This window comes from Streptomyces sp. DH12 (assembly GCF_020873895.1).
GTDB lineage: Bacteria > Actinomycetota > Actinomycetes > Streptomycetales > Streptomycetaceae > Streptomyces.
Window position 1 is genome coordinate 1 of sequence record NZ_JAHWGT010000015.1, and the last position, 22515, is coordinate 22515.

Annotated in this window: 21 protein-coding genes and 1 tRNA gene; 10 read left to right on the forward strand and 12 right to left on the reverse strand. The window is 73.7% G+C overall.

Translation table 11 applies throughout. The annotated features are described in order from the left end of the window. Positions 1-122: 122 nt before the first annotated feature. The 3 genes from LPA54_RS15560 to nth form a co-directional block, all read right to left on the reverse strand. Positions 123-1319, reverse strand: coding sequence for a MarP family serine protease (locus LPA54_RS15560; protein ID WP_228978013.1), 1197 nt, complete (start codon positions 1317-1319; stop codon positions 123-125). 65 nt (positions 1320-1384) lie between these two features. After that, complete coding sequence (locus tag LPA54_RS15565) at positions 1385-2125, reverse strand: CoA pyrophosphatase (RefSeq protein ID WP_228978300.1); 741 nt, start codon at positions 2123-2125, stop codon at positions 1385-1387. A gap of 185 nt (positions 2126-2310) precedes the next feature. Further along, positions 2311-3189, reverse strand: coding sequence for an endonuclease III (gene nth / locus LPA54_RS15570; protein ID WP_228978301.1), 879 nt, complete (start codon positions 3187-3189; stop codon positions 2311-2313). A gap of 372 nt (positions 3190-3561) precedes the next feature. On the opposite strand from nth, the gene LPA54_RS15575 reads away from it, so the two are divergent. Next, positions 3562-4236, forward strand: coding sequence for a Crp/Fnr family transcriptional regulator (locus LPA54_RS15575; RefSeq protein WP_010473292.1), 675 nt, complete (start codon positions 3562-3564; stop codon positions 4234-4236). Between the two features lie 155 nt (positions 4237-4391). Here the strand turns inward: LPA54_RS15575 and LPA54_RS15580 are convergent, their stop codons facing one another. The 5 genes from LPA54_RS15580 to LPA54_RS15600 form a co-directional block, all read right to left on the reverse strand. Continuing rightward, positions 4392-5276 (reverse strand): prohibitin family protein, encoded by an 885-nt coding sequence (locus tag LPA54_RS15580; RefSeq protein WP_228978016.1) that lies wholly within the window; start codon positions 5274-5276, stop codon positions 4392-4394. Positions 5277-5483: 207 nt separating this feature from the next. Next, positions 5484-6314 (reverse strand): MBL fold metallo-hydrolase, encoded by an 831-nt coding sequence (locus LPA54_RS15585; RefSeq protein WP_228978017.1) that lies wholly within the window; start codon positions 6312-6314, stop codon positions 5484-5486. Further along, complete coding sequence (locus tag LPA54_RS15590) at positions 6311-7186, reverse strand: NUDIX hydrolase (protein ID WP_228978019.1); 876 nt, start codon at positions 7184-7186, stop codon at positions 6311-6313. The genes LPA54_RS15585 and LPA54_RS15590 overlap by 4 nt, the downstream gene beginning before the upstream one ends. A 256-nt stretch (positions 7187-7442) precedes the next feature. Continuing rightward, positions 7443-7916 carry a RidA family protein gene (locus LPA54_RS15595; RefSeq protein WP_228978021.1) on the reverse strand — a complete coding sequence of 158 codons (474 nt, stop codon included), beginning with the start codon at positions 7914-7916 and terminating at the stop codon, positions 7443-7445. Further along, a complete protein-coding gene (locus LPA54_RS15600) occupies positions 7913-8071 on the reverse strand; it encodes a DUF4177 domain-containing protein (RefSeq protein ID WP_019992579.1) in 159 nt (52 codons plus the stop codon). The genes LPA54_RS15595 and LPA54_RS15600 overlap by 4 nt, the downstream gene beginning before the upstream one ends. A gap of 117 nt (positions 8072-8188) precedes the next feature. On the opposite strand from LPA54_RS15600, the gene LPA54_RS15605 reads away from it, so the two are divergent. Together LPA54_RS15605 and LPA54_RS15610 are read left to right on the forward strand one after the other, a co-directional pair. Then, positions 8189-9154 carry an ArsA-related P-loop ATPase gene (locus LPA54_RS15605; RefSeq protein WP_228978023.1) on the forward strand — a complete coding sequence of 322 codons (966 nt, stop codon included), beginning with the start codon at positions 8189-8191 and terminating at the stop codon, positions 9152-9154. Continuing rightward, the gene (locus tag LPA54_RS15610; RefSeq protein ID WP_228978029.1) at positions 9151-10530 is read left to right on the forward strand and encodes an ArsA family ATPase; all 1380 of its coding nucleotides are present in this window, start codon (positions 9151-9153) and stop codon (positions 10528-10530) included. The genes LPA54_RS15605 and LPA54_RS15610 overlap by 4 nt, the downstream gene beginning before the upstream one ends. Positions 10531-10753: 223 nt before the next feature. Here the strand turns inward: LPA54_RS15610 and LPA54_RS15615 are convergent, their stop codons facing one another. After that, positions 10754-11098, reverse strand: a complete 345-nt coding sequence (locus tag LPA54_RS15615; protein ID WP_058940833.1) for a WhiB family transcriptional regulator — start codon at positions 11096-11098, stop codon at positions 10754-10756. A gap of 459 nt (positions 11099-11557) precedes the next feature. Between LPA54_RS15615 and LPA54_RS15620 the strand changes: the two genes are divergently transcribed. After that, positions 11558-13807: a transglycosylase domain-containing protein gene (locus LPA54_RS15620; protein ID WP_228978030.1), complete on the forward strand. Its 2250-nt coding sequence runs from the start codon at positions 11558-11560 to the stop codon at positions 13805-13807. A gap of 167 nt (positions 13808-13974) precedes the next feature. Here the strand turns inward: LPA54_RS15620 and LPA54_RS15625 are convergent, their stop codons facing one another. After that, complete coding sequence (locus LPA54_RS15625) at positions 13975-14439, reverse strand: GatB/YqeY domain-containing protein (RefSeq protein WP_228978034.1); 465 nt, start codon at positions 14437-14439, stop codon at positions 13975-13977. Positions 14440-14526: 87 nt separating this feature from the next. Here LPA54_RS15625 and LPA54_RS15630 point away from each other — a divergent pair, with 87 nt between their 5' ends. The 6 genes from LPA54_RS15630 to LPA54_RS15655 all read left to right on the forward strand — a co-directional run bounded on the left by LPA54_RS15630 (position 14527) and on the right by LPA54_RS15655 (position 20014). Continuing rightward, on the forward strand, positions 14527-15453 hold the full coding sequence (locus LPA54_RS15630) for a metallophosphoesterase (protein WP_228978036.1): 927 nt from the start codon (positions 14527-14529) through the stop codon (positions 15451-15453). Positions 15454-15554: 101 nt separating this feature from the next. Continuing rightward, positions 15555-15628, forward strand: a tRNA-Pro gene (locus tag LPA54_RS15635). Between the two features lie 254 nt (positions 15629-15882). Beyond that, entirely contained in the window at positions 15883-16578 is a 696-nt protein-coding gene (locus LPA54_RS15640; RefSeq protein ID WP_228978038.1) for an HAD family hydrolase, read from the forward strand. A 317-nt stretch (positions 16579-16895) separates the two neighbouring features. Beyond that, entirely contained in the window at positions 16896-17252 is a 357-nt protein-coding gene (locus tag LPA54_RS15645) for a hypothetical protein (protein WP_228978303.1), read from the forward strand. A gap of 70 nt (positions 17253-17322) precedes the next feature. Further along, entirely contained in the window at positions 17323-19224 is a 1902-nt protein-coding gene (locus LPA54_RS15650) for a prolyl oligopeptidase family serine peptidase (protein WP_228978305.1), read from the forward strand. A 22-nt stretch (positions 19225-19246) separates the two neighbouring features. Next, a complete protein-coding gene (locus tag LPA54_RS15655; protein WP_228978040.1) occupies positions 19247-20014 on the forward strand; it encodes an SURF1 family protein in 768 nt (255 codons plus the stop codon). Positions 20015-20308: 294 nt separating this feature from the next. Here the strand turns inward: LPA54_RS15655 and LPA54_RS15660 are convergent, their stop codons facing one another. Continuing rightward, positions 20309-21709, reverse strand: coding sequence for a hypothetical protein (locus LPA54_RS15660; RefSeq protein WP_228978042.1), 1401 nt, complete (start codon positions 21707-21709; stop codon positions 20309-20311). Then, on the reverse strand, positions 21706-22299 hold the full coding sequence (locus LPA54_RS15665) for a SigE family RNA polymerase sigma factor (RefSeq protein ID WP_228978043.1): 594 nt from the start codon (positions 22297-22299) through the stop codon (positions 21706-21708). Before LPA54_RS15665 ends, LPA54_RS15660 begins: the two co-directional genes overlap by 4 nt. Positions 22300-22515: the final 216 nt, after the last annotated feature.

A 22515-nucleotide genomic window follows, 5' to 3' on the forward strand; every position in this document is an offset into this window, starting at 1 on the left:
GTCGAGGACCTCGGCGAGCTGGGCGGCGCCCCCCCCCCCCACCGCCCGGACGCCGCAGCCCGGACGCCGCCTCGTCCCAGGCGCCGCAGCCTCGCCGCCTCGGCGCCGTCAGGGCCCTGCGGTCAGAGCGCGCACCCCTGGCTGTCGACCTGCTGGTTGGCGCTGAGGCCGAGTGTGATGTCCTCGCGGATCTCGTCGACGGTCAGCGCGTACCCGGTGTTGGCGTCGTCCAGGGACCGCGCGAAGATCACGCCGTAGACCTTGCCGTCCGCCGTGAGCAGGGGCCCGCCGGAGTTGCCCTGACGGACTGTCGCGTGCAGCGAGTACACGTCGCGCCGGACCTCGCCGCGGTGGTAGATGTCGGGGCCCTCGGCGTTGATGCGGCCCCGGACGCGTGCCGAGCGGACGTCGTACGCGCCGTTCTCCGGGAAGCCCGCGACGATCGCGTCGTCGCCGCTGCGGGCGTCGTCCCCGGTGAATTCCAGGGGCGTGGCCTTGAGGTCCGGCACGTCCAGGACGGCGATGTCGCGCTGCCAGTCGTACAGGACGACCGTCGCGTCGTAGAGCCTGCCCTCGCCGCCTATCTGCACGGTCGGCTCGTCGACGCCGCCCACCACGTGGGCGTTGGTCATGACGCGGCGCTCGCCGAAGACGAAGCCGGTGCCCTCCAGGACCTTGCCGCAGCTGCCTGCCGTGCCGACGACCTTCACGATGGAGTCCTTGGCGCGGGCGGCGACGGGGCTGTTCACCAGGGCCGGGTCGGGCGGGCGGACCTCGGTGATCGGCTCGTTGGCGAACGGGTTGAAGACCTGCGGGAAGCCGTTCTGCGCGAGTACCGCCGAGAAGTCCGTGAAGAGCGTCGACCCCTGCGCCGGCATGACCCGGGAGACCCCGAGCAGCACCTTCGAGCTGCGGACCTCCTTGCCGAACGGCAGGGCCGTCTGGGCCAGGGCCGCGCCGATGAGCCACGCGACGAGCAGCATCGCGACCACGTTGACCAGGGCGCCGCCCGTCGCGTCGAGGGCGCGGGCGGGCGACCAGGTGATGTGGCGGCGGAGCTTGTTGCCCAGGTGGGTGGTGAGGGTCTGCCCCACCGACGCGAAGACCAGGACGATCGCGATGGCGATGATGGCGGCGGTCGTGGAGACCTCCGCGTCGCCCGTGAGCGGCCCCCACACGAGCGGCAGCAGGTAGACGGCGACGAGTCCGCCGCCGAGGAAACCGATCACCGACAGGATGCCGACCACGAACCCCTGTCGGTACCCGACGATCGCGAACCACACGGCGGCGACCAGCAGCAGGATGTCCAGCACGTTCACCGTCAATAGCCTCGCAGATTCGTCTCCGGTCGCCCCGTGCGGCCGCGGAGCCAGCAGTCAGCCTGTCATGCACGCCAGTCGAGCGGGACCTGCCTCCCCCGGTCCCAGGGCTCCTCCCAGCCGGCGAAGTGCAGGATCCGGTCGATCAGCCCCGCCGTGAAGCCCCACACCAGGGCGGACTGGACCAGGAACGCCGGGCCCCGGTAGCCGCTGGGGTGGACGGCCGTGGCCCGGTTGGCGGCGTCCGTGAGGTCCGCCACCGGCACCGTGAACACCCGCGCCGTCTCGGCCGGGTCCACGGCGCCGACCGGGCTCGGCTCCCTCCACCACCCGAGTACGGGCGTGACGACGAAGCCGCTCACCGGGATGAAGAGCCGGGGCAGCACGGCGAAGACCTGCACGCCCTCGGGGTCGAGGCCGGTCTCCTCCCACGCCTCGCGCAGCGCGGCACGCAGCGGCCCCAGCGTCTCGGGGTCGCCGTCCTCCGGGTCGAGGGCGCCGCCGGGGAAGGACGGCTGGCCGGCGTGGGCGCGCAGGCTGCTGGACCGCTCCATGAGCAGCAGCTCCGGGCCGCGCTCGCCCTCGCCGAACAGGATGAGCACGGCGGCCTGCCGACCGCCCTGCGGAGGCGGCAGGAACCGGCTGAGCTGCTCGGGTGCGATCGTGTGGGCCGCCTTGGCGACGGGCTCCAGCCACCCGGGCAGCCCCTCGACGCTGACGGTGACGGGCGGGGGGCCGCCGGAGGCGCCCGGGCCGTGGGTGGCGGGGGCGCCCGCGTCAGGGCCGTGGGCGGCGGGGGCGCCCACGGCTTCGTGGACTCCCGGGGCGCCCAGCGCGCCCCGCGCCTCCTGGGCGGCGGCAGCCGGACGTCCCGGCCCTGCCGGGCCGTCGTCCCCGGTGTCGTACGTGTCTTGCTCCGCGCGCGTCACAGCCACCCCCGACTCACCCAACGCATTCCCGCCACTCGATCGTTCCGCCCGCCCGGCGCCGCTCAGGCCCCGGGGGCCCCGGCCGCGCCCGGCGTCCCGCCGGTGGCCGTGCCACCGCCGGCCGCCGCGGCCGCGCCGGAGCCCGGGTCGCCCTCGGGGTCGGCCGTCGTCAGGGGCGCGGCGGGACGGCCGGGGAAGTCGGGGGGCGGGGCCAGGCGCTGGCCGGGGTAGCCGCCCTTCTCGTACTTGAGCAGCTTCTTCGCCTTCTCCGGGTCGGTCTCCCCCTCGCCGTATGCCGGGCACAGCGGGGCGATGGGGCAGGCGCCGCAGGCGGGCTTGCGGGCGTGGCAGATGCGGCGGCCGTGGAAGATCACCCGGTGCGACAGCATCGTCCAGTCGGACTTCGGGAAGAGGGCGCACACCTCCGCCTCGACCTTCTCGGGGTCCTCCTCGGCGGTCCACTTCCAGCGGCGGACGAGCCGCCCGAAGTGCGTGTCGACGGTGACGCCGGGGACGCCGAAGACGTTCCCGAGCACCACGTTGGCCGTCTTGCGGCCCACGCCGGGGAGGGTCACCAGGTCGGCGAGGCGGCCGGGGACCTCGCCGCCGAAGTCGTCGCGCAGGGCGGTGGACAGGCCGATGAGGGAGCGGGCCTTCGCCCGGAAGAACCCGGTCGGCCGGATGATCTCCTCCAGCTCCTCCGGCACCGCCGCCGCGAGGTCCTCGGGGGTGGGGTACTTCGCGAAGAGGGCGGGCGTCGTCTGGTTCACCCGCAGGTCGGTCGTCTGGGCGGAGAGGACCGTGGCGACGAGGAGCTCGAAGGGGTTGCGGAAGTCGAGCTCCGGATGCGCGTACGGGTAGACCTCGGCGAGCTCGCGGTTGATCCGCCGGGCGCGGCGGACCAGAGCGGTGCGGGATTCCGGGGCAGACGCCTTCTTTATCCCTTTTGGTCGCTTCTGGGCGTTCTTCTTTTCGGCAGTAGACACTTGTTCGCCCACAGCGGAATTCTGCTCCCCGGACACTCTGCCAGCCCCCTCGGCGTGCGCTCTCACCGGCGAATCGGACACCCGGCCAGCCTAAGCGCCAGGGCCGACATCCGCCCTGAGCACAGGGGATCACGACCCAATCGGGGCCCTGCCGCACGGACACGCACACCGGTACGTCAAACTTGTTGTGATTGATCGCACGACAATGAACCTGCGGGGGCCCGACCCTCCGGGGTGCCGCGTCGAGCAGCGTCCCCCGGAAGAGCACCGCCCCGTCCGGCATCATGGGGACCAACGTCCTGAGCAGGTCGACATAGGAGAGAACTCGTGGACGACGTTCTGCGGCGCGCCCCGCTCTTCGCGGCGCTCGATGACGAGCAGGCCGCGGAGCTCCGCGCCTCGATGAGTGAGGTGACGCTCGCCCGCGGCGACGCGCTCTTCCACGAGGGCGACCCGGGCGACCGGCTCTACGTGGTCACCGAAGGCAAGGTCAAGCTCCACCGCACGTCCCCCGACGGCCGCGAGAACATGCTCGCCGTCCTCGGTCCGGGCGAGCTGATCGGTGAGCTGTCCCTGTTCGACCCGGGCCCGCGCACGGCCACGGCGACCGCGCTGACCGAGGTCAAGCTGCTCGGCCTGGGCCACGGCGACCTCCAGCCCTGGCTGAACGCCCGCCCCGAGGTGGCCTCCGCGCTGCTGCGCGCCGTCGCCCGGCGCCTGCGCAAGACCAACGACCAGATGTCCGACCTGGTCTTCTCCGACGTGCCGGGCCGTGTCGCCCGGGCGCTCCTCGACCTGTCGCGCCGCTTCGGCGTGCAGTCCGAGGAGGGCATCCACGTCGTGCACGACCTCACCCAGGAGGAGCTGGCCCAGCTCGTCGGCGCGTCACGCGAGACGGTCAACAAGGCGCTGGCCGACTTCGCGGGCCGCGGCTGGCTGCGCCTGGAGGCGCGCGCCGTCATCCTGCTGGACGTGGAGCGCCTGGCGAAGCGCTCACGCTGACCCGGACACCGGCAGTAGGCAGAGCAGTGGACACCGGCAGTACGCAGTAGGCAGTACGCACGGAAGGGCCGCCCCGCGACACCGCGGGGCGGCCCTTCCGTGCGTCACCGGCCGGCGCGCGCCCCCTTCGCTTCGGGGGCGCGCCGGCCGCGGGGTCAGTTCTTCTTGTCGTCGACGATCACCGGCGTCGCGCTGCCGCCGCCGCAGGGGACGGCGTAGACCGGGTTCTTGGCCGCGGCGTCCCGGTAGGCGTCGATGCACTGGTTCATCAGGACCTTGTCGGTCAGCGAGTTGTTCAGGATCTTGTTCGCCCGGGCGATGCCCTCGGCCTCGATGCGGCGGCGCTCGGACTCCGCCGTGGCCGTACGGGCGGCCTCCTGGGCCCGCTCGGTGGCCTGCTGCTGCTGGATCTTGCGGTCGATCTGCTCCTGGAGCTGGTCGGAGGGCTTCACGTTCCGCAGGTTGACGGTCGTCACGTCGATGCCGCGCGGCGCCAGCCGGTCCTTGATCAGCACACCGATCTCAGCGTTGATCTTCTCGCGGGCGGAGGTGTACCCCTCCTCGCTCGTGTAGCGCGCGAAGACGTTGCGGACGATCTCCCGGCTGTCCGGGAAGACCAGCCGCTGCTGGATGGACGCCTCGTTGCCGGCGAGCCGGTACAGCTCCACCGCCTTCGCCGGCTTGACGGCCCACTTCACGGTCAGCTCCGCGTACATCACGCCGCCCTGCGTGGAGCGGACCTCGACGACGTCCTTGTCGGAGAGGTTCAGGTCGACGGGGCGGGTGGAGAAGCTCGTCACGTGCGTGAACGGCGAGACGACGTTGACGCCCGGGTGCAGCGGCGTACCGACCTTGCCGAACGTCACGGGCACGCCGACCTCGTACGCGCTGACGATGTGCAGGCAGCTGGCCAGTCCCGCGCACAGGGACGCCAGCAGCGCGCCCACCGCGCCGAGCCGGAAGGCCGGGCGCTCCTGGGCGCGCCCGACGAGGAACAGCACCACGGCGGCGACGAGCAGCAGGATGGACAGGACGAACACGTGGGCCCCCCGGGGTCCGATCAACGGATGTAAAGGGAGCGTAAAGCACGGCGTGTCGGCTGTGAGCGGGAGGAGTGTCGCGGATGTGTACCGACTTCGCCACGCCGGGCCGCCCCCCCCTGCCGCACGCCTGCCGCCGCGGCGTCGGGTGGGCCCGGCGCCGCGGCGGCCGGGCGCCGTGCCGGTCCGGCGCCGCCGCCTCCGACGTCAGATCAGGCCGTGCTCGGTCAGGTACTCCAGCTGCGCCCGCACCGACAGTTCCGCGGCGGGCCACAGGGACCTGTCGACGTCGGCGTAGACGTGCGCGACCACCTCGGCCGGGGTCGTGTAGCCGTCCTCGACGGCCGTCTCGACCTGGGCGAGCCGGTTCGCCCGGTGCGCGAGGTAGAACTCCACGGCGCCCTGCGCGTCGTCGAGGACCGGGCCGTGGCCCGGCAGGACCGTGTGCACGCCGTCGTCGACCGTCAGTGAGCGCAGCCGCCGCAGCGAGTCCAGGTAGTCGCCGAGCCGCCCGTCCGGGTGGGCCACGACGGTGGTGCCGCGGCCGAGGACGGTGTCCCCGGTCAGCACCGCGCGGTCGGCCGGCAGGTGGAAGCTGAGCGAGTCGCCGGTGTGGCCGGGCGTCGCCACCACCCGGAGCTCCAGCCCGCCGACGGCGACGACCTGCCCGGCGTGCAGCCCCTCCCCGCCGAGGCGCAACGCCGGGTCCAGGGCGCGTACGGAGGTCCGCGTCAGCTCGGCGAAGCGGGCGGCGCCCTCCGCGTGGTCGGGGTGGCCGTGGGTCAGCAGGGTCAGCGCGACGCGCTTGCCCAGGCGCTCGGCCGTGTCGCGTACGGCGCGGAGGTGGCCCTCGTCGAGGGGGCCGGGGTCGACGACGACCGCGAGCGGGGAGTCGGGTTCGGAAAGTATCCAGGTGTTGGTGCCGTCCAGCGTCATCGCGGACGGGTTCGGCGCGAGGACGTTGACGGCGCGGTCGGTGGCGGGACCGGAGACGACGGTCCCGCGCGGCTGGCCCGGAAGGGCGGCGGCGTCGGTCACAGGTCACCTCCGGTGCCCGGCCCGGACACGTGCCGGGTGAACTCGTCGTGGCCGGGCCAGCTCAGCACCACCTCGTCACCCTCCAGTCTGGCGCGCGCGAGGACCGGCGTCAGGTCCCGGTCGCGGGCGGCGTCCAGGGCGGCGAGCGGCGTGCCGTACGCCGTGAGGCTGCGCAGCGTCGCGATGGTCGGCGGCATCATCAGCAGGTCGCCCCGGTCGTACCCGGCGGCCGCTTCGGCGGGACGGATCCACACGGTCCGGTCGGCCTCGGTGGAGGCGTTGCGGGTGCGCTGGCCGGTGGGGAGGGCGGCGACGAAGAACCACGTGTCGTAGCGGCGCGGCTCGAACTCCGGGGTGATCCAGCGCGCCCAGGCGCCCAGTAGGTCGGAGCGGAGGACGAGGTTCCGCGCGTCGAGGAACTCCGCGAACGACAGTTCGCGCGCCACCAGGGCGGCGCGGGCCGCCTCCCAGTCGTCGCCGGTGGTGTCGCCGACGACGGAGTCCGGCGTGGGCCCGGCGAGCAGGACGCCGGCCTCCTCGAACGTCTCCCTGACGGCCGCGCAGACGACGGCCTGGGCCTCGGCGGCCGTGGCGACGCCGAGACGGGCGGCCCAGTCGGCGGGGCTCGGGCCGGCCCAGCGGACCGGGTGCTCGTCGCGCGGGTCGACGGAGCCGCCGGGGTAGGCGTACGCGCCGCCGGCGAAGGCCATGGAGGCGCGGCGGCGCAGCATGTGCACCTCGGTGGCGTCACCGGCGTCGCGCAGGAGCAGCACGGTGGCGGCGCGGCGGGGCGCCACGGCCGTCAGCTCGCCGGCCGCGAGGGCGCGGATGCGGTCGGGCCATTCCGGTGGGTACCACTGACCATTCGGCATGGCCGGAGCCTATGACGATCGGACCGGATGTTCGAGAGCCCACCGGCGTCGCGGAGCGCGAGGGCGGTCCACGCGGCGACGCTCACTACGGGAGCCGCGCGGCGGGCGGCGGGCCGGGCGGCGCGTGGCGGGCGGCCGGCGGCGGGCAGCGCGTGGCCGACCGCCGACGTACCGGGGCCCCGGTCGCCCGGGTCGGGGCCGCGCCCCGACCCCGTGGCCGGGGGCGGAGCCCCGGTGCCCGGGGCTCCGGGGCGGCTCAGTCCTCCGGCAGGAGCTCCACCTGGAGCTCGACCTCGACGGGCGCGTCCAACGGCAGTACCGTCACGCCCACCGCGCTGCGCGCGTGGACCCCGCGGTCGCCGAGGACGTCGCCGAGCAGTTCGCTCGCCCCGTTCAGCACGGCCGGCTGGCCGGTGAAGTCGGGTGCCGAGGCGACGAAGCCGACGACCTTCACGACCCGCGCGACGCGGTCCAGGTCGCCCGCGACGGACTTCACCGCGGCCAGGGCGTTCAGCGCGCAGACGCGGGCCAGGTCCTTGGCCTCCTCGGGCGTGACCTCGGCGCCGACCTTGCCGGTGACCGGGAGCTTCCCGTCCACCATGGGCAGCTGGCCCGCGGTGTACACGTACACGCCGGACCGGACGGCCGGCTGGTACGCGGCCAGCGGCGGCACGACCTGCGGCAGCGTCAGGCCGCGCTCGGCGAGCGCCGCCTCGACGCGCCCGGTCACGGCTTCTCCCGCTTCAGGTACGCCACGAGCTGCTCGGGGTTGTTCGGGCCGGGGACGACCTGGACGAGCTCCCAGCCGTCCTCGCCCCAGGTGTCCAGGATCTGCTTGGTCGCGTGCACGAGAAGGGGCACGGTCGCGTATTCCCACTTGGTCATGGGGCCGACTGTATCCGCTCGCCGGCACCACCCCCGGGCAGCCTCCCGCGTGCGCTCCGGCACCACCCCGGGGCAGCCTCCTGCGTGGGCTCCCGCGCCACTCGTTACGCTCGCTGTGTGAGCAGGCTCCAGGTCGTCAGCGGCAAGGGCGGTACCGGTAAGACGACGGTCGCCGCCGCCCTCGCGCTCGCCCTCGCGACGGAGGGCAAGCGGACCCTCCTCGTCGAGGTCGAAGGCAGACAGGGCATCGCACAGCTCTTCGAGACGGAGGCGCTCCCGTACGAGGAGCGCAAGATCGCCGTCGCACCGGGCGGCGGGGAGGTGTACGCCCTCGCCATCGACGCCGAACGCGCGCTGCTCGACTACCTCCAGATGTTCTACAAGCTGGGGGCAGCGGGCCGCGCCCTGAAGAAGCTCGGGGCGATCGACTTCGCGACGACGGTGGCGCCGGGCGTCCGGGACGTCCTCCTCACCGGCAAGGCGTGCGAGGCGGTGCGCCGCAAGGACCGGGCGGGCCGCCACGTCTACGACCACGTCGTCATGGACGCCCCGCCGACCGGCCGCGTGACGCGCTTCCTGAACGTCAACGACGAGGTGGCGGGGCTGGCCCGGATGGGGCCGATCCACCACCAGGCGCAGTCGGTGATGCGGGTCATCAAGTCCCCGCAGACGGCCGTCCACCTGGTGACTCTGCTGGAGGAGATGCCGGTGCAGGAGACCGCCGACGGCATCGCCGAGCTGCGCGCCGCGGAGCTGCCGGTCGGGGACGTCTTCGTGAACATGGTCCGCCCGAACGTCCTCGACGAGGACGCGGTACGGGCCGCCGCGGGCGACCACCGCGAGGGCGTCGCCCGGGCCCTGGCCGCGGCCGGGGTGGCCCGCCCGGAGGAGCTGGTCGGGCCGCTGCTCGACCAGGCGGCGGAGCACGCCCAGCGGGTCGGGCTGGAGCGTGAGCAGCGCGAGGTGCTGGCGAAGCAGCAGGTACCGGCGTACGAGCTGCCCTTGCTCGGCGAGGGCGTGGACCTCGCGGGGCTGTACCACCTGGCGAAGGAACTGCGGAGGAACCTCGGGGTGAGCGCATGACGGCCGCCGGAGCCACACCGACCCCGCCACCGGCCGGGACACCGGCACCGGCGGCCACGGGCACGGCCGAGGGCACGGACACGAGCACGCGCACCGGCACCGGCACCGGCACCGGACCGGCACCGTACCGGCGGCTGGAGGTCGACCGGCTGCTGGACGACCCCGCGACGCGCATCGTCGTGTGCTGCGGCGCCGGCGGGGTCGGGAAGACCACCACGGCGGCGGCGCTGGGGCTGCGGGCGGCCGAGCGCGGCCGCAGGGTGGTCGTGCTGACCATCGACCCCGCGCGCCGGCTGGCGCAGTCGATGGGCATCGAGGAGCTGGACAACGTCCCGCGCCGGGTGGCGGGCGTCGGGGCGGACGCGGGCGGCGAGCTGCACGCCATGATGCTGGACATGAAGCGCACCTTCGACGAGATCGTCGAGGCGCACGCCGATCCGGAGCGGGCCCGCGCGATCCTGGCGAACCCCTTCTACCAGTCCCTGTCGGCCGGCTTCGCCGGCACGCAGGAGTACATGGCGATGGAGAAGCTGGGCCAGCTGCGGGCGCGCGACGAGTGGGACCTGATCGTCGTGGACACGCCGCCGTCCCGGTCGGCGCTGGACTTCCTCGACGCGCCGAGGCGGCTGGGGTCGTTCCTCGACGGCAAGCTCATCAAGGCCCTGATGGCGCCGGCGAGGGTGGGCGGCCGGGCCGGCATGAAGTTCCTCAACGTCGGCATGTCGATGATGACCGGGACGCTGGGCAAGCTGCTGGGGGGTCAGCTGCTGCGGGACGTGCAGACGTTCGTGGCGGCGATGGACACGATGTTCGGCGGCTTCCGCACGCGGGCGGACGCCACGTACCGGCTGCTCCAGGCGCCCGGGACGGCGTTCCTCGTGGTGGCCGCCCCCGAGCGGGACGCGCTGCGGGAAGCGGCGTACTTCGTGGAGCGGCTGGCCGCCGACGACATGCCCTTGGAGGGGCTCGTCCTGAACCGGGTGCACGGCAGCGGTGCCGTACGGCTCTCGGCCGAGCGGGCCCTCGCCGCCGCGGAAAATCTTGACGAGCGCCGCATTGTGGATCAGGGGGGCGGGAAGGCTCGTGTCGGTGGCCCGGCGGCCACCTCTCCCGAGGCTCCCGCACCCGAACAGACACCGGACGTCCCGCCTGCCGTGGCGGAGCTGACGTCCGGGCTCCTGCGCCTGCACGCGGAGCGGATGCAGGTACTCGCGCGTGAGCGGCTCACGCGTGACCGCTTCACGTCACTCCACCCGGACGTGCCCGTGGCCGAGGTGGCCGCTCTCGCGGGCGACGTCCACGACCTCGCCGGGCTGCGGACCGTCGGCGACCGCCTCGCCGAGGGGGCGACGGCGCCCCGCGACGTACAGACCTGACGCCCCGCCACCCGGCACCGGCGCCCGACATCGGACCCCAATGCCGCACCCCGGCACCCGCCGGACGGGCGGGGAGGCGGGCGCAGCGGTACGACCGTACGACGGCCCTGGCAAGCGCCCCGCGGAACGCGACACGCGCGGCGCGCAGCGCGGGCGGCGCGGCGCGGGCGGCACAGGCGGCGCGGCGTGGGCGACCTGAGCGGCGCGTGGGCCCGGTGTCGGCTCAGCCGACCGCCGCGTACGTCTCGTAGGTCTCGTCGTCGTCGAGTGCGACGGGCAGGATGCCCGCGCTGCGCTCGTACTCCGTGCGTGCGGTCTCCAGGAGCCGCCGCCACGACGTGACGGTCGGCCGGCGGCGCAGCAGGGCGCGGCGCTCGCGCTCCGTCATGCCGCCCCACACGCCGAACTCGACGCGGTTGTCCAGCGCGTCGGCCAGGCACTCGGTCCGCACCGGGCACCCGGTGCACACCGCCTTGGCCCTGTTCTGCGCCGCTCCTTGTACGAACAGTTCGTCCGGATCCGTAGTGCGGCAGGCCGCCTGCGCACTCCAGTCAGCTACCCAGCCCATGCCGGCGCCGTCCTCTCCCGAATCGAGGCTCCCCCACGGCGGCAGCGGCATATTCACCGCTGCCAGTTGAGGACGTTACGGAAGGTGGGGACAGCGCAACACCCCCTTCGGGCCCAATCTTGAATGGCCCGAACGGACTATGCGTCAGCGGCAGATCACCCAGGGGAGTGAGCGATAGACATACAAGATGAAATGCTTGAATCGGGGCATTTCCCTCACGTCACGCAGGGCACACCCTGACACACATCACGAAAACGGACAGTGATCGGCACGGTCGCTGAACGAGGGGGGTGGGCTCGGACGTAGTACCAGGGGGTGGCGCCTTGCACGTGCGGGGGGAGTGCGGGGGGAGTGCGAGGAGGATGCCCTGACCGCGTCACGCGACTGCAGTGACGGTTGTGACCAGCTTAGGCCAAGGCATATACACGTGTCCGGCGATTGAGAACGTAGGCTGCCTCCATGCCACAGAACCGCTCGGGCGGGGGTCTGACCGCGACCCAGCAGGCCGCCAAGTTCCTCGGTGTCAGCGTGCTCTCCGGAGTCGTGCTCGCCGGCATCGCCATGCCCGCGGCGGGAGCCCTCGGCCTCGCCGCCAAGGGGACGGTCCAGGGGTTCGACGAGATCCCGGCCAACATGAAGAGGCCGCCGCTGAGCCAGCGCACCCAGATCCTCGACTCCGAGGGCGGGCTCATCGCGACGGTCTACTCCCGCGACCGCAAGGTGGTCCCCCTCGAGGCCATCTCGCCGTACATGCAGAAGGCGATCGTCGCGATCGAGGACTCGCGCTTCTACGAGCACGGCGCCGTCGACCTGAAGGGCGTCCTGCGCGCGGTCAACCGCAACGCCCAGGAGGGCGGGGTCGCCCAGGGCGCCTCCACCCTGACCCAGCAGTACGTCAAGAACGTCTTCGTCGAGGAGGCCGGCGACGACCGCGACAAGTTCGCGCAGGCCACCCAGCAGACCCTGGGCCGCAAGATCCAGGAGCTGAAGTACGCGATCCAGGTGGAGAAGGAACTCGGGAAGAAGACGATCCTCGAGAACTACCTCAACATCACCTTCTTCGGGCAGCAGGCGTACGGCATCGAGGCCGCCTCGCAGCGGTACTTCTCCAAGCGCGCCAAGGACCTCACCCTCGGCGAGGCGGCCATGCTCGCCGGACTCGTCCAGTCGCCGAGCCGGTACGACCCGGTCAACGACGTGCAGGAGGCCACCAAGCGCCGCAACATCGTCCTGGAGCGCATGGCCACCGTCGGCGACATCAGCCGCGCCGAGGCCGAGCAGGCGAAGGCCGAACCGATCCAGCTCAACGTGACCCGGCCGAAGAACGGCTGCATCACCGCGCGCGACGGCGCCGGCTTCTTCTGCGACTACGTCCGCGAGGTCTTCCTCTCGAACCCGGTCTTCGGCAAGTCCCGCGAGGCGCGCGCCAAGGTCTGGAACCGCGGCGGCCTCACCATCCGCACCACGCTCGACCCGCAGGCGCAGAAGGCGGCCCAGGACTCGATCAAGCAGCACGTCAACCAGGACGACAAGGTCGCCACGGCCGTCACCATGGTCCAGCCCGGCACCGGCAAGATCCTGGCGATGGGCCAGTCCAAGCCGTACGGCTTCGACAAGAACGAGACCCAGATCAACTACTCGGTCAACAAGGGCATGGGCGGCTCCAACTACGGCTTCCCGACCGGTTCGACCTTCAAGCCGTTCGTCGCGGCGGCCGCCCTGGAGCAGGGCAAGCCGGCGTGGCAGGTCTACCCGTCGCCGTACAAGATGCCGTACCCGGACTCGGTGCAGTCGTGCAGCGGCACGCCCTGGCGGAACGTCGGCGGCGACACCGTCGAGAACGAGAACGAGTCGGAGGTCGGCCCGTACGACCTGCGCGACGCCATGGCGAAGTCGGTCAATACCTACTTCGTGCAGATGCTCGGCGAGATCGGCATGTGCCCGGTCGTGGAGATGACCGACAAGCTCGGCGTCGTCATGGGCGACGACAAGAAGCTGCCCGAGAAGCCGTCCGCGCTGACGCTGGGCTCCCAGGGCATGTCCCCGCTGACCATGGCCGGCGCGTACGCCACCTTCGCCAACCGCGGCACGTACTGCACGCCGACGGCCATCGAGTCGATCAGGACCACCGAGGGCAAGAACCTGCGGGTGCCGCGCTCCAAGTGCCAGCGCGCCATGAGCGAGCGCACCGCCGACACCATCAACACCCTGCTGCGCGGTGTGATCGACTCCGGTACGGGCCAGGAGGCCGGCCTGGAGTCGCGTGACAGCGCCGGCAAGACCGGTACGACGGACAGCCGGCGCAACGCCTGGTTCGTGGGCTACACGCCGAACCTCTCCGGCGCCGTCTGGGTGGGCAGCCCCACCCAGGAGGTGAAGATGGAGTACATCACCATCGGCGGGCGGTACCACGACAAGGTCTTCGGCGGCCGGGTCCCCGGCCCGATCTGGAAGGACGCCGTGGCGGGCGCCCTGGAGGGCCACCCCGCGCCGGACTTCGCCCGCGTCCCGATCGGCGGCCCGCAGCGCCCCCAGGTCCCGACCCGGCCCGGCGACAACAAGCCGGGAGGCCCCGGCGGCGGCGACGGCAACGAGCCCTTCCCCGGCATCTCCTTCCCGACGGACCTGCTGAGCGGCGGGAACGGCAACGGCAACGGCCAGGGCAACGGGAACGGCAACGGCCGCCCGGGCGGCGGCGGCGACCGCTGACCCACCGACGTGCCTGAGGGCGTCCACCCCGCGGGGTGGACGCCCTCACACCTGCCCGGACCGCCCGCCGAGCCCGACGGGGCCCGAGCCCGAACGGCCCGGCCGTGGCCGTGCCCGGCGACCCCGGCGACCCGAGCCCGCCGGCCCGGCCGGGCGCGCCCGCCGCCTCAGCCGGCGAGGAGCTGCTTGACCAGCGCGGCGACCCGGCCGCCCTCGGCCCGGCCCGCCACCTTCGGGTTCACGATCTTCATCACGGCGCCCATCGCGCGCGGCCCCTCGGCACCGCCGGCCCGGGCCTCCTCGACCGCCTCCGCGACGATCTGCCGCAGCTCGTCGTCCGTCAGCTGCCGGGGCAGGTACGCGTCGAGCACGACCCCCTCCGCCTGCTCCCGCTCGGCCTGCTCGGTACGGCCGCCCGCCGTGAACGCCTCGGCCGCCTCCCGGCGCTTCTTCGCCTCCTTGGCGATCACCTTCTGCACCTCGTCGTCGGAGAGCTCGCGCGACTGCTTGCCCGCGACCTCCTCCTTCGTGATGGCGGCGAGCGTCAGCCGGAGGGTCGAGGAGCGGAGCTCGTCACGGGCCCTGATCGCCTCCGTGAGGTCTTCCTGCAACTTGGACTTGAGCGTGGTCATGCCGCAAGCATGACAGGTGCCCTCCCGCACCCGCCCGCCCATTTACCGGGCGTCGCGACCCCTCCCGCCGTCTGCGACCATGGGGCCATGCGCGCGCGATACGGAGTACCCCTCGGCATCACTGCACTGGGCGCGGCCGGAGTGGCCTACGCCGCCGGTTTCGAAGCCCGCTCCTTCCGGCTCCGACGGGTGTCCGTCCCGGTACTGCCGCGCGGCGCGAACCCGTTGAGGGTCCTCCAGGTCTCCGACATCCACATGGTGTGCGGCCAGCGCAAGAAGCAGCGCTGGCTCCGGTCCCTGGCCGGGCTCCGCCCCGACCTGGTCGTCAACACCGGCGACAACCTCTCCGACCCGGACGGCGTACCGGAACTCCTGGACGCCCTCGGCCCGCTGATGGACTTCCCCGGCGTCTACGTCTTCGGCTCCAACGACTACTACGGCCCCAAGCTCCGCAACCCGGCCCGCTACCTCTTCGAGAAGCTCCAGGGCCGCCACGGCCTCAACGGCAACCCGCCGGCCGTCGGCGCCGTCCACAACCCGTGGGAGGGCATCCGCGACGCCTTCGACGCGGCGGGCTGGCTGGACCTGACCAACACCCGCGGCCGGCTGAAGGCGGAGGGTCTGGAGCTCGCGTTCACGGGCCTGGACGACCCGCACATCAAGCGGGACCGGTACGAGGAGGTCGCCGGCGGCCCCGAGGCCGACGCCGACCTCTCCGTGGGCGTCGTCCACGCCCCGTACCTGCGCTCCCTGGACGCCTTCACCGCCGACGGCTACCCCCTGGTCCTCGCCGGCCACACCCACGGCGGCCAGCTGTGCGTCCCCTTCTACGGGGCGCTCGTCACCAACTGCGACATCGACACGGACCGCGCGAAGGGCCTCTCCACCCACCGCGCCGGCGGCCGCACGGCCTACCTCCACGTCTCGGCGGGCTGCGGCACCAACCGCTACACCCCCGTCCGCTTCGCCTGCCCCCCGGAGGCGACCCTGCTGACCCTGACCCCCCGCGACTGAACCCGCACCCTCCCCCACGCCGCCGGACCCGGAGAAACCGGATTTCGTCTCCGGGCGCCGGTGGGCTAAAGTAAACGACGTCGCCAGGACACCGGCGACATCGGGGTGTAGCGCAGCTTGGCAGCGCGCTTCGTTCGGGACGAAGAGGTCGTGGGTTCAAATCCCGCCACCCCGACAGCTGGTCGAAGGCCAGGTACTGATTCCAGTACCTGGCCTTCGTCGTGTTCGGGGGCCGGAGTGATGACGGGTCGGAGCAGCTTCCGGCAGGGGGCCGGGGGGCCGGCCGGGTCCGGTCCCGGCTGTCCGGGGCCGGTGGTCGGGCGCGTGGCGGGGGCGGGGGTGTCGGACCGGTCCCGGGTGGGGTCGCCGGGCCGGGGCGGGGTGGTGGTCGAGGGGTCTGGGGGCACCTGGGGTGGGCAGGCGGGGGTGATGGGGAGTGACGTGCTGGGTGAGGTGCTGGGTGCCGCGCAAGGGGTGCTGATCGACTTCGAGGGGCCTCTGTGCCGTGCCTTCGGTGAGGCGTGGGCGGTGGAGGTCGCGGGGCGGTTGGTGGAGGTCGTCGCTCGGCGGGATGCCGTCCTCGCCGCCGGGTCGGCGGGGGTCGGGGATCCGGGCGAGGTGCTGCGGCGGGCGTACGCGCGGGACGCCGGGCTCGGGCACGAGGTGGCGGAGGCGCTCACGGCGGCCGAGGTCGAGGCCGTGGAGGCCGCCGGCGGGCCGACGCCCGGCGCCGTCGCCGTGCTGGAGGCCGCCCGGGACGCGGGGCGGCGGATCGCGGTCGTCAGCGACACGTCCGCCGCGTGCGTGCGGGCCTTCCTGGACCGGCAGGGGCTGTCGTCGTACGTACTGCACGTCGTGGGGCGGCCGGAGGGGCTGCCGGAACTCACGAAGCCGAACCCGTACCCGCTCATCAGGGCCGCGGAGCAACTGGGCCTGGACGTGACCCTGTGCGTGCTGATCGGTGACTCGGCCGCCGACGTCCGCGCCGCGCACGCGGTCGGCGCCGCCGCGGTCGGGTACGCGGACGGGCCGGATCGGGCGCGGGAGCTCGTCGACGCCGGGGCGGAGGCCGTCGTCGAGGGGATGCGGGGCATCGCGGAGGCCATGGCCGCCCCGGCCGGCTAGGTCCTGTCCGGAAAGGAGCGCCGTCTGCCCGGAGGCCAGGCGGGACTTTCCGGACAGGGCCTGGGGACCTGGTCCGGAAGGCGGGCCCTGTCAGGGGGCGGAAGCGGGGGCGTCGCCCGGACGGGTGCCTTCCGGTCGCCGGGCGTCGCCGCGCGGCGCAGGCTGCTCGTACACCCGGCCGGACCGGTACGACGAGAGGGCAGGCGATGAGCGACTCAGCGGGTCACCGGCACGACACGGCTCCCGGACATCCCCGTGCTCGGCACCAGGGCGGTGCCCCGGCGGGGTCCGGGGCGGCCTGGGCCTCGGCGGGGACCATGTTCGCCGGGGTGCTCCTGCTCGTGCAGGGGGTGCTCGGGATGCTCCAGGGCATCGTGGGCATCGCCGAGGACGACGTGTACGGGGTCCTCGGCAACTACGTGTTCAAGTTCAACACCACCGCGTGGGGCTGGATCCACCTCGTCCTCGGGCTGCTCCTCGCGCTGATCGGCTGGGGCATCCTGCGCGGGGCCTCCTGGGCCAGGGCGAGCGGTGTGGCGCTCGCCTCGCTGGCCGTCATCGTCAACTTCGTCTGGCTGCCGTACCAGCCGGTCTGGGGCTTCATCAGCATCGCCATCGGGGTGTTCGTCATCTGGGCGCTGTGCACGGCGGACCCGACGACCGGCACGCGCTGAACCCCGCTGGTCGCGGGCCTGTGGACAAGTTGTCCACAGGCCCGGCGGGATGTCGGCCGGACGGTCCATGATGGACGGCATGACTGAGCCGAGCGACGTACCAACGAAACCGACGAACCAGGCCCCGGCCGCCGGCGGGCCCGACGTGCCGGACTGGGAGAAGCGCTTCCGCGCTCCGCGCGTGTCCCTGCCGGAGTGGGCGTTCGACGCGCCGCACCGGGCGCTGTTCGTGTCGAACGCTACGGGGACGTACGAGTTGTACGCCTGGGACCGGGAGACCGGTGTGCAGCGGCAGGTGACGGACCGGCCGAACGGCACGACGGACGGCGTCCTGTCCCCGGACGGCGAGTGGATCTGGTGGTTCGCCGACACCGACGGCGACGAGTTCGGCGTGTGGATGCGGCAGCCGTTCGCGGGCGGGCCGGACGAGCCGGCCGTGCCGGGGCTCGCGCCGTCCTACCCGGCGGGCCTGGCCGTCGGACGGGACGGGACCACGGTCGTCGGCCGGTCCACGGAGGAGGAGGGCACCACCCTCCACGTGGTCCGCCCGGGGCAGGAGCCCGTGGAGATCTACCGGCACCGGGAGTCCGCAGGCGTCGGGGACCTGTCGCACGACGGGACGCTGGTCGCCGTCGAGCACACCGAGCACGGTGACGCGACGCACGCGGCGCTGCGCGTGGTCCGGCTCGCCGACACCGCCGGAGCCGCGGGGGCCCCGGCCGTGACGCCGGTCGCGGAGCTGGACGACACCAAGGGCGGTACGCAGCCGCTGGGCCTGGCGGTGCTCGGCTTCGCACCGGTCGACGGCGACACGCGGCTGCTCGTGGGGCACCAGCGGCGCGGCCGGTGGGAGCCGATGGTCTGGGACGTGGTGTCCGGGGTGGAGACGGACCTCGACCTGGACCTGCCGGGCGACGTGAGCGCCGAGTGGTACCCGGACGGTTCCGGGCTGCTGGTCGTCCACAGCTTCGAGGCGCGCAGCGACCTGTGGCGGTACGACCTGGCGACGCGCCGGCTGACGCGGGTCGACACCCCGGCCGGTTCGGTGTCGGACGCGACGGCCCGGCCGGACGGCGAGGTCGAGTACCTGTGGTCGTCGGCCGCGATGCCGCCGGAGGTGCGGTCGACGTCGGGCGCGGTCGTCCTCGACCCGCCGGGGACGCGGGCACCGGAATCGGTCGCCGTCGAGGACGTGTGGGTGGAGGGCCCCGGCGGGCGCGTCCACGCGCTGGTCCACCGGCCGGCGGGGGCGGCGGGCCCGCTGCCGACGGTGTTCGACGTCCACGGCGGCCCCACCTGGCACTACAGCGACGCGTTCGCCGCGGGCCCCGCCGCATGGGTGGACCACGGCTACGCGGTGGTGCGGGTGAACTACCGCGGTTCCACCGGCTACGGCCGGGAGTGGACGGACGCCCTGCGGCACCGGGTAGGGCTGATCGAGCTGGAGGACATCGCGGCGGTCCGGGAGTGGGCCGTCTCGTCGGGCCTCGCGGACCCGGAGCGTCTGGTGCTGGCCGGCGGCTCGTGGGGCGGCTACCTGACGCTGCTGGGTCTGGGCACGCAGCCCGACGCGTGGGCAGTGGGCATCGCCGACGTGCCGGTCGCGGACTACGTCACGGCGTACCACGACCAGATGGAGGCGCTGCGGCCCCTGGACCGGACGCTGTTCGGCGGGGCTCCCGAGGAGGTGCCCGAGCGGTGGGCGGCCTCGAACCCGCTGACGTACGTGGACGAGGTGCGGGCGCCGGTGTACATCGCGGCGGGAGTCAACGACCCGCGCTGCCCGATCCGCCAGGTGGAGAACTACGTGGACCGGCTCGCGGCCCGCGGCGCGGTGCACGAGGTGTACCGGTACGACGCGGGACACGGCTCGTTGGTGGTGGAGGAACGGATCAAGCAGCTGCGTCTGGAGATCGAGTTCGCGGCCCGGCACCTGGCCGCCGTGGGCGGGCCCCGGACGGACGGGGGGTGAGGTCGTTCCGTACCGTGGAGGGGTGTACCGCTTCCTGACGACCCCCCGCTGGTGGGGGATCAACGTCTTCGTGCTGCTGGCGATCCCGTTCTGCCTGTTCATGGGCATCTGGCAGCTGGGCAGGTTCGAGGACCGCGTCGACTCCCACCAGGAGGCCGAGAGGCGCCCGGCCGTCCAGGCGGCGGAGGCGGCGGCGCCGCTGGCGGAGCTGCTGCCGGTGGACAAGGAGACGTCGGGCCGCCAGGCGGTGGTGAGCGGCCGGTACGGCGAGCAGTTCCTGGTGCCGGGGCGCGAGCTGGACGGCGAGACCGGTGCGTACGTGCTGACGCTGCTGCACACCTCCGAGGACAAGGCCCTGCCGGTGGTGCGGGGCTGGCTGCCGAAGGGCGCCGCCGCCCCGGCGCCGCCCGCCGGCGAGGTGACCGTGACCGGGGCGCTCCAGGCGTCGGAGAGCCCGGGCTCGAAGGGCGTCCACGCGGCGGGCGGCCTGCCCGAGGGCCAGCTCGGCATCATCAGCGCGGCGTCCCTCGTCAACCTGGTGCCCGACGAGGTGTACGACGCGTGGGTGACCCTGGCGCACTCGCCGGCCGGGCTCACCCCGGTGCCCCCGGCGGCCGCCACGGGCACGGGGCTGGACATCAAGGCGTTCCAGAACCTCGGTTACACGGGTGAGTGGTTCGCGTTCGCGGGGTTCGTGCTGTTCATGTGGTTCCGCCTCGTCCGCCGTGAGGCGGAGGCGGAGCGGGACCGCGCGATCGGACTGGAGCCGGAGAGCCAGGGCGTCGGCTGAGCCGCCTCCCGCCCCCGCCGGGCCGGCTGCGCGGACGCCCGGCCTGCGGCTGGTGGACGGGCTGCGGCCGGCCGGGCTGCCGGGTGGCCGAGCTGCCCGGTGTCCCCGCTCCCGGGTGGCCGAGGCGCCCGGATGCGGGTGGACCGGCCCCCGGGTGGCCCGGCTTCCGGATGGTGGGGTCGCCCGGCTGCGGGTGGACGGGCTGCCGGGTGGACCGGCTCTCAAGTGGCCCCGCTGCGGGTGACCGGCCGGGTGGGCCGCCGGTGTGCGGCCCGCCTGTCGGCGGGCCCGGTGTCACTGGGCCGGGAGGAGGCCCGTGCGGTAGATCGTGCCGGTGCAGGCGTTGGGGACGGTCGTCTCCGCCGTGGGGCCGCCCGCCTCCGGGGTGTGGGTGACGCTCACGCTGCCGTCGGCCGTACCCCCCTCGGAGACGAGCTGGGGCTCGGTGGCCGCGCCGGCGTCCGACTCCCCGCCGCCCTCCGCCGTGCCGCCCGCCCCGGTGCCGCCCGCCGCGGTGCCTCCGGTCGAGGGAGTGGGCTCCGTGGTCGGGGACGGGGTGGGGTCGGGTGTCGTCCCGCCCTCCGTGGGGCAGGTCTCAGCCGGCACCCAGGCGAACTTCACGTCGTACGCCGCCGAGGGCTTCAGGGTCAGACGGCCGACCGACGCGGACGGGTCGGGCAGGCCGTCCGCCCCGTCGCCGGACGTGTGGGTGACGACGCTGACGCGGTCCCGGTCGGCGGCGCCGTTCGCGCGGAAGCCGACGGTGCCGGCGCCGTCGACGACGCAGTCGGCGCCGGAGACGTTGGCGATGCGGAAGGTGCCGTACACCGTGCCGTCGGATCCGGGGGAGCCCGCGTCGGCGGAGATTACGCCGAGCTGGCCCGGGTCGCAGACCGGGACGGTGGCCGTGGCGGACGCGGTGGGGCCCGCGGTGCCGTCGGTCGCGCCGCTCGCGGCCGTCTGCGGCTTCCCCTTCGGGTCCTTGGCGTCCTTGCCCTTGCCCTCGGGCGCCGAGGAACTGCCGGTGGACTCCTCACCGGTCGCGCCCTCGATGGCGTCCCCGGTGCCGCCCTGGACCTGCTCGCCGTGGCCGGCGTTGACCGGGTTGGCGCCGGAGGCGCCGTCGGACGCGGCGACGTGCACGAAGGCGGGGATTCCGGTGCCCAGCAGGATCACCGCGGCGGCCGTGCCGACGATCGCCTGGCGCTTGCGGGCGCGGCGGGCGGGGACGGCCCTGCGGAGGTGCTCCAGTACGTCGTCGGAGGGCCGGATGTCGCTCACGGCGGTGTGGAGCATGCGCCGCAGAGCGAGCTCGTCGACCGGCAGGCCGTCCGCGTCGTCGTCCGGGCCGAAGCCCGTGTCGCTGTCTGAGCCGGGGCCCGGGCCGAAGCCCGTGTTCCTGCCAGGGCCGAAGCCCGTGTCGCTGCCAAAGCCGAAGCCCGTGTCGCTGCCAGGGCCGGAGCCCGTGTCGGAGTCCGCGCCCGCGCGCGGGTGCCCGCCGGTGCCCGCGGTGGTGGGGGCTCCCGCGCCGGCCGTGTCGCCGGCGGGGGTGCGCGTGGCGCCCGTGTCGGCGGAGTCCCGTCCGGCGTCGTGCAGGTCGCCGTCGTGCCCGTTGTTCACAGTTCCGTTCCCAGTCCGGTCGTCCGACGGCCCGTCCGGCCCGTTGTGCTCGTGGCTGTCCGCGCGGTCGCTCATGCCGTGGCCCCCATGGCGACGCGTAGTGCGGCGATGCCGCGTGAGCCGTACGCCTTCACCGACCCGATCGATATGCCCAGGGTCTCGGCGACCTGCGCCTCGGTCATGTCCGCGAAGTACCGCAGGACCAGCACTTCGCGCTGGCGGCGCTGGAGCCCGCGCATCGCCTTGATCAGCGCGTCGCGCTCCAGCTGGTCGTACGCGCCCTCCTCCGCGCTCGCCATGTCGGGCATCGGCTTGGAGAGCAGCTTCAGCCCGATTATTCGGCGGCGCAGGGCGGAGCGGGAGAGGTTGACGACGGTCTGGCGGAGGTACGCCAGGGTCTTCTCGGGGTCGCGGACCCGGCGGCGCGCCGAGTGCACCCGGATGAACGCCTCCTGGACGACGTCCTCGCAGGAGGCGGTGTCGTCGAGGAGGAGCGCGGCGAGGCCCAGCAGCGACCGGTAGTGGGCGCGGTAGGTCTCGGTGAGGTGGTCGACGGTGGTGCCCGCGGTCGTCGCGGCACCGGTGTCGCCGTCGGCTCCGGCCCCCTCACGCGGGAACGGGACGCGGGCACGGCGCGTGGCGGGCATGGGTGCGATCACCGGCATGCCGCCGCCGCGCCGGCGCTCGCGCGGAGGCCGCTGCGGCGGTCGTACGAGCGGGAGGACCGCCGCGCCGCCGCGAAGGGGGCCCGCTGATGGGATGTCGAGAACCTCTGCCACGCCAGTTGGACACGTCGACCCCCGTCAGGGTTGTACGCGCACGGCTCCGCCTTCGACGGTGCGTCGTTCGCCCTCATCCGTATCCGCTCTTCCCCTAAGCCC

Bases quoted from the DNA above. Each gene is read 5' to 3' on its own strand.
- LPA54_RS15590 (WP_228978019.1), bottom strand. From the start codon at position 7,186: ATGCCGAATGGTCAGTGGTACCCACCGGAATGGCCCGACCGCATCCGC.
- LPA54_RS15600 (WP_019992579.1), bottom strand. From the start codon at position 8,071: ATGACCAAGTGGGAATACGCGACCGTGCCCCTTCTCGTGCACGCGACC.
- LPA54_RS15610 (WP_228978029.1), top strand. From the start codon at position 9,151: ATGACGGCCGCCGGAGCCACACCGACCCCGCCACCGGCCGGGACACCG.
- LPA54_RS15615 (WP_058940833.1), bottom strand. From the start codon at position 11,098: ATGGGCTGGGTAGCTGACTGGAGTGCGCAGGCGGCCTGCCGCACTACG.
- LPA54_RS15620 (WP_228978030.1), top strand. From the start codon at position 11,558: ATGCCACAGAACCGCTCGGGCGGGGGTCTGACCGCGACCCAGCAGGCC.
- LPA54_RS15625 (WP_228978034.1), bottom strand. From the start codon at position 14,439: ATGACCACGCTCAAGTCCAAGTTGCAGGAAGACCTCACGGAGGCGATC.
- LPA54_RS15630 (WP_228978036.1), top strand. From the start codon at position 14,527: ATGCGCGCGCGATACGGAGTACCCCTCGGCATCACTGCACTGGGCGCG.
- LPA54_RS15640 (WP_228978038.1), top strand. From the start codon at position 15,883: ATGGGGAGTGACGTGCTGGGTGAGGTGCTGGGTGCCGCGCAAGGGGTG.
- LPA54_RS15645 (WP_228978303.1), top strand. From the start codon at position 16,896: ATGTTCGCCGGGGTGCTCCTGCTCGTGCAGGGGGTGCTCGGGATGCTC.
- LPA54_RS15650 (WP_228978305.1), top strand. From the start codon at position 17,323: ATGGACGGCATGACTGAGCCGAGCGACGTACCAACGAAACCGACGAAC.
- LPA54_RS15660 (WP_228978042.1), bottom strand. From the start codon at position 21,709: ATGAGCGACCGCGCGGACAGCCACGAGCACAACGGGCCGGACGGGCCG.
- LPA54_RS15665 (WP_228978043.1), bottom strand. From the start codon at position 22,299: ATGCCGGTGATCGCACCCATGCCCGCCACGCGCCGTGCCCGCGTCCCG.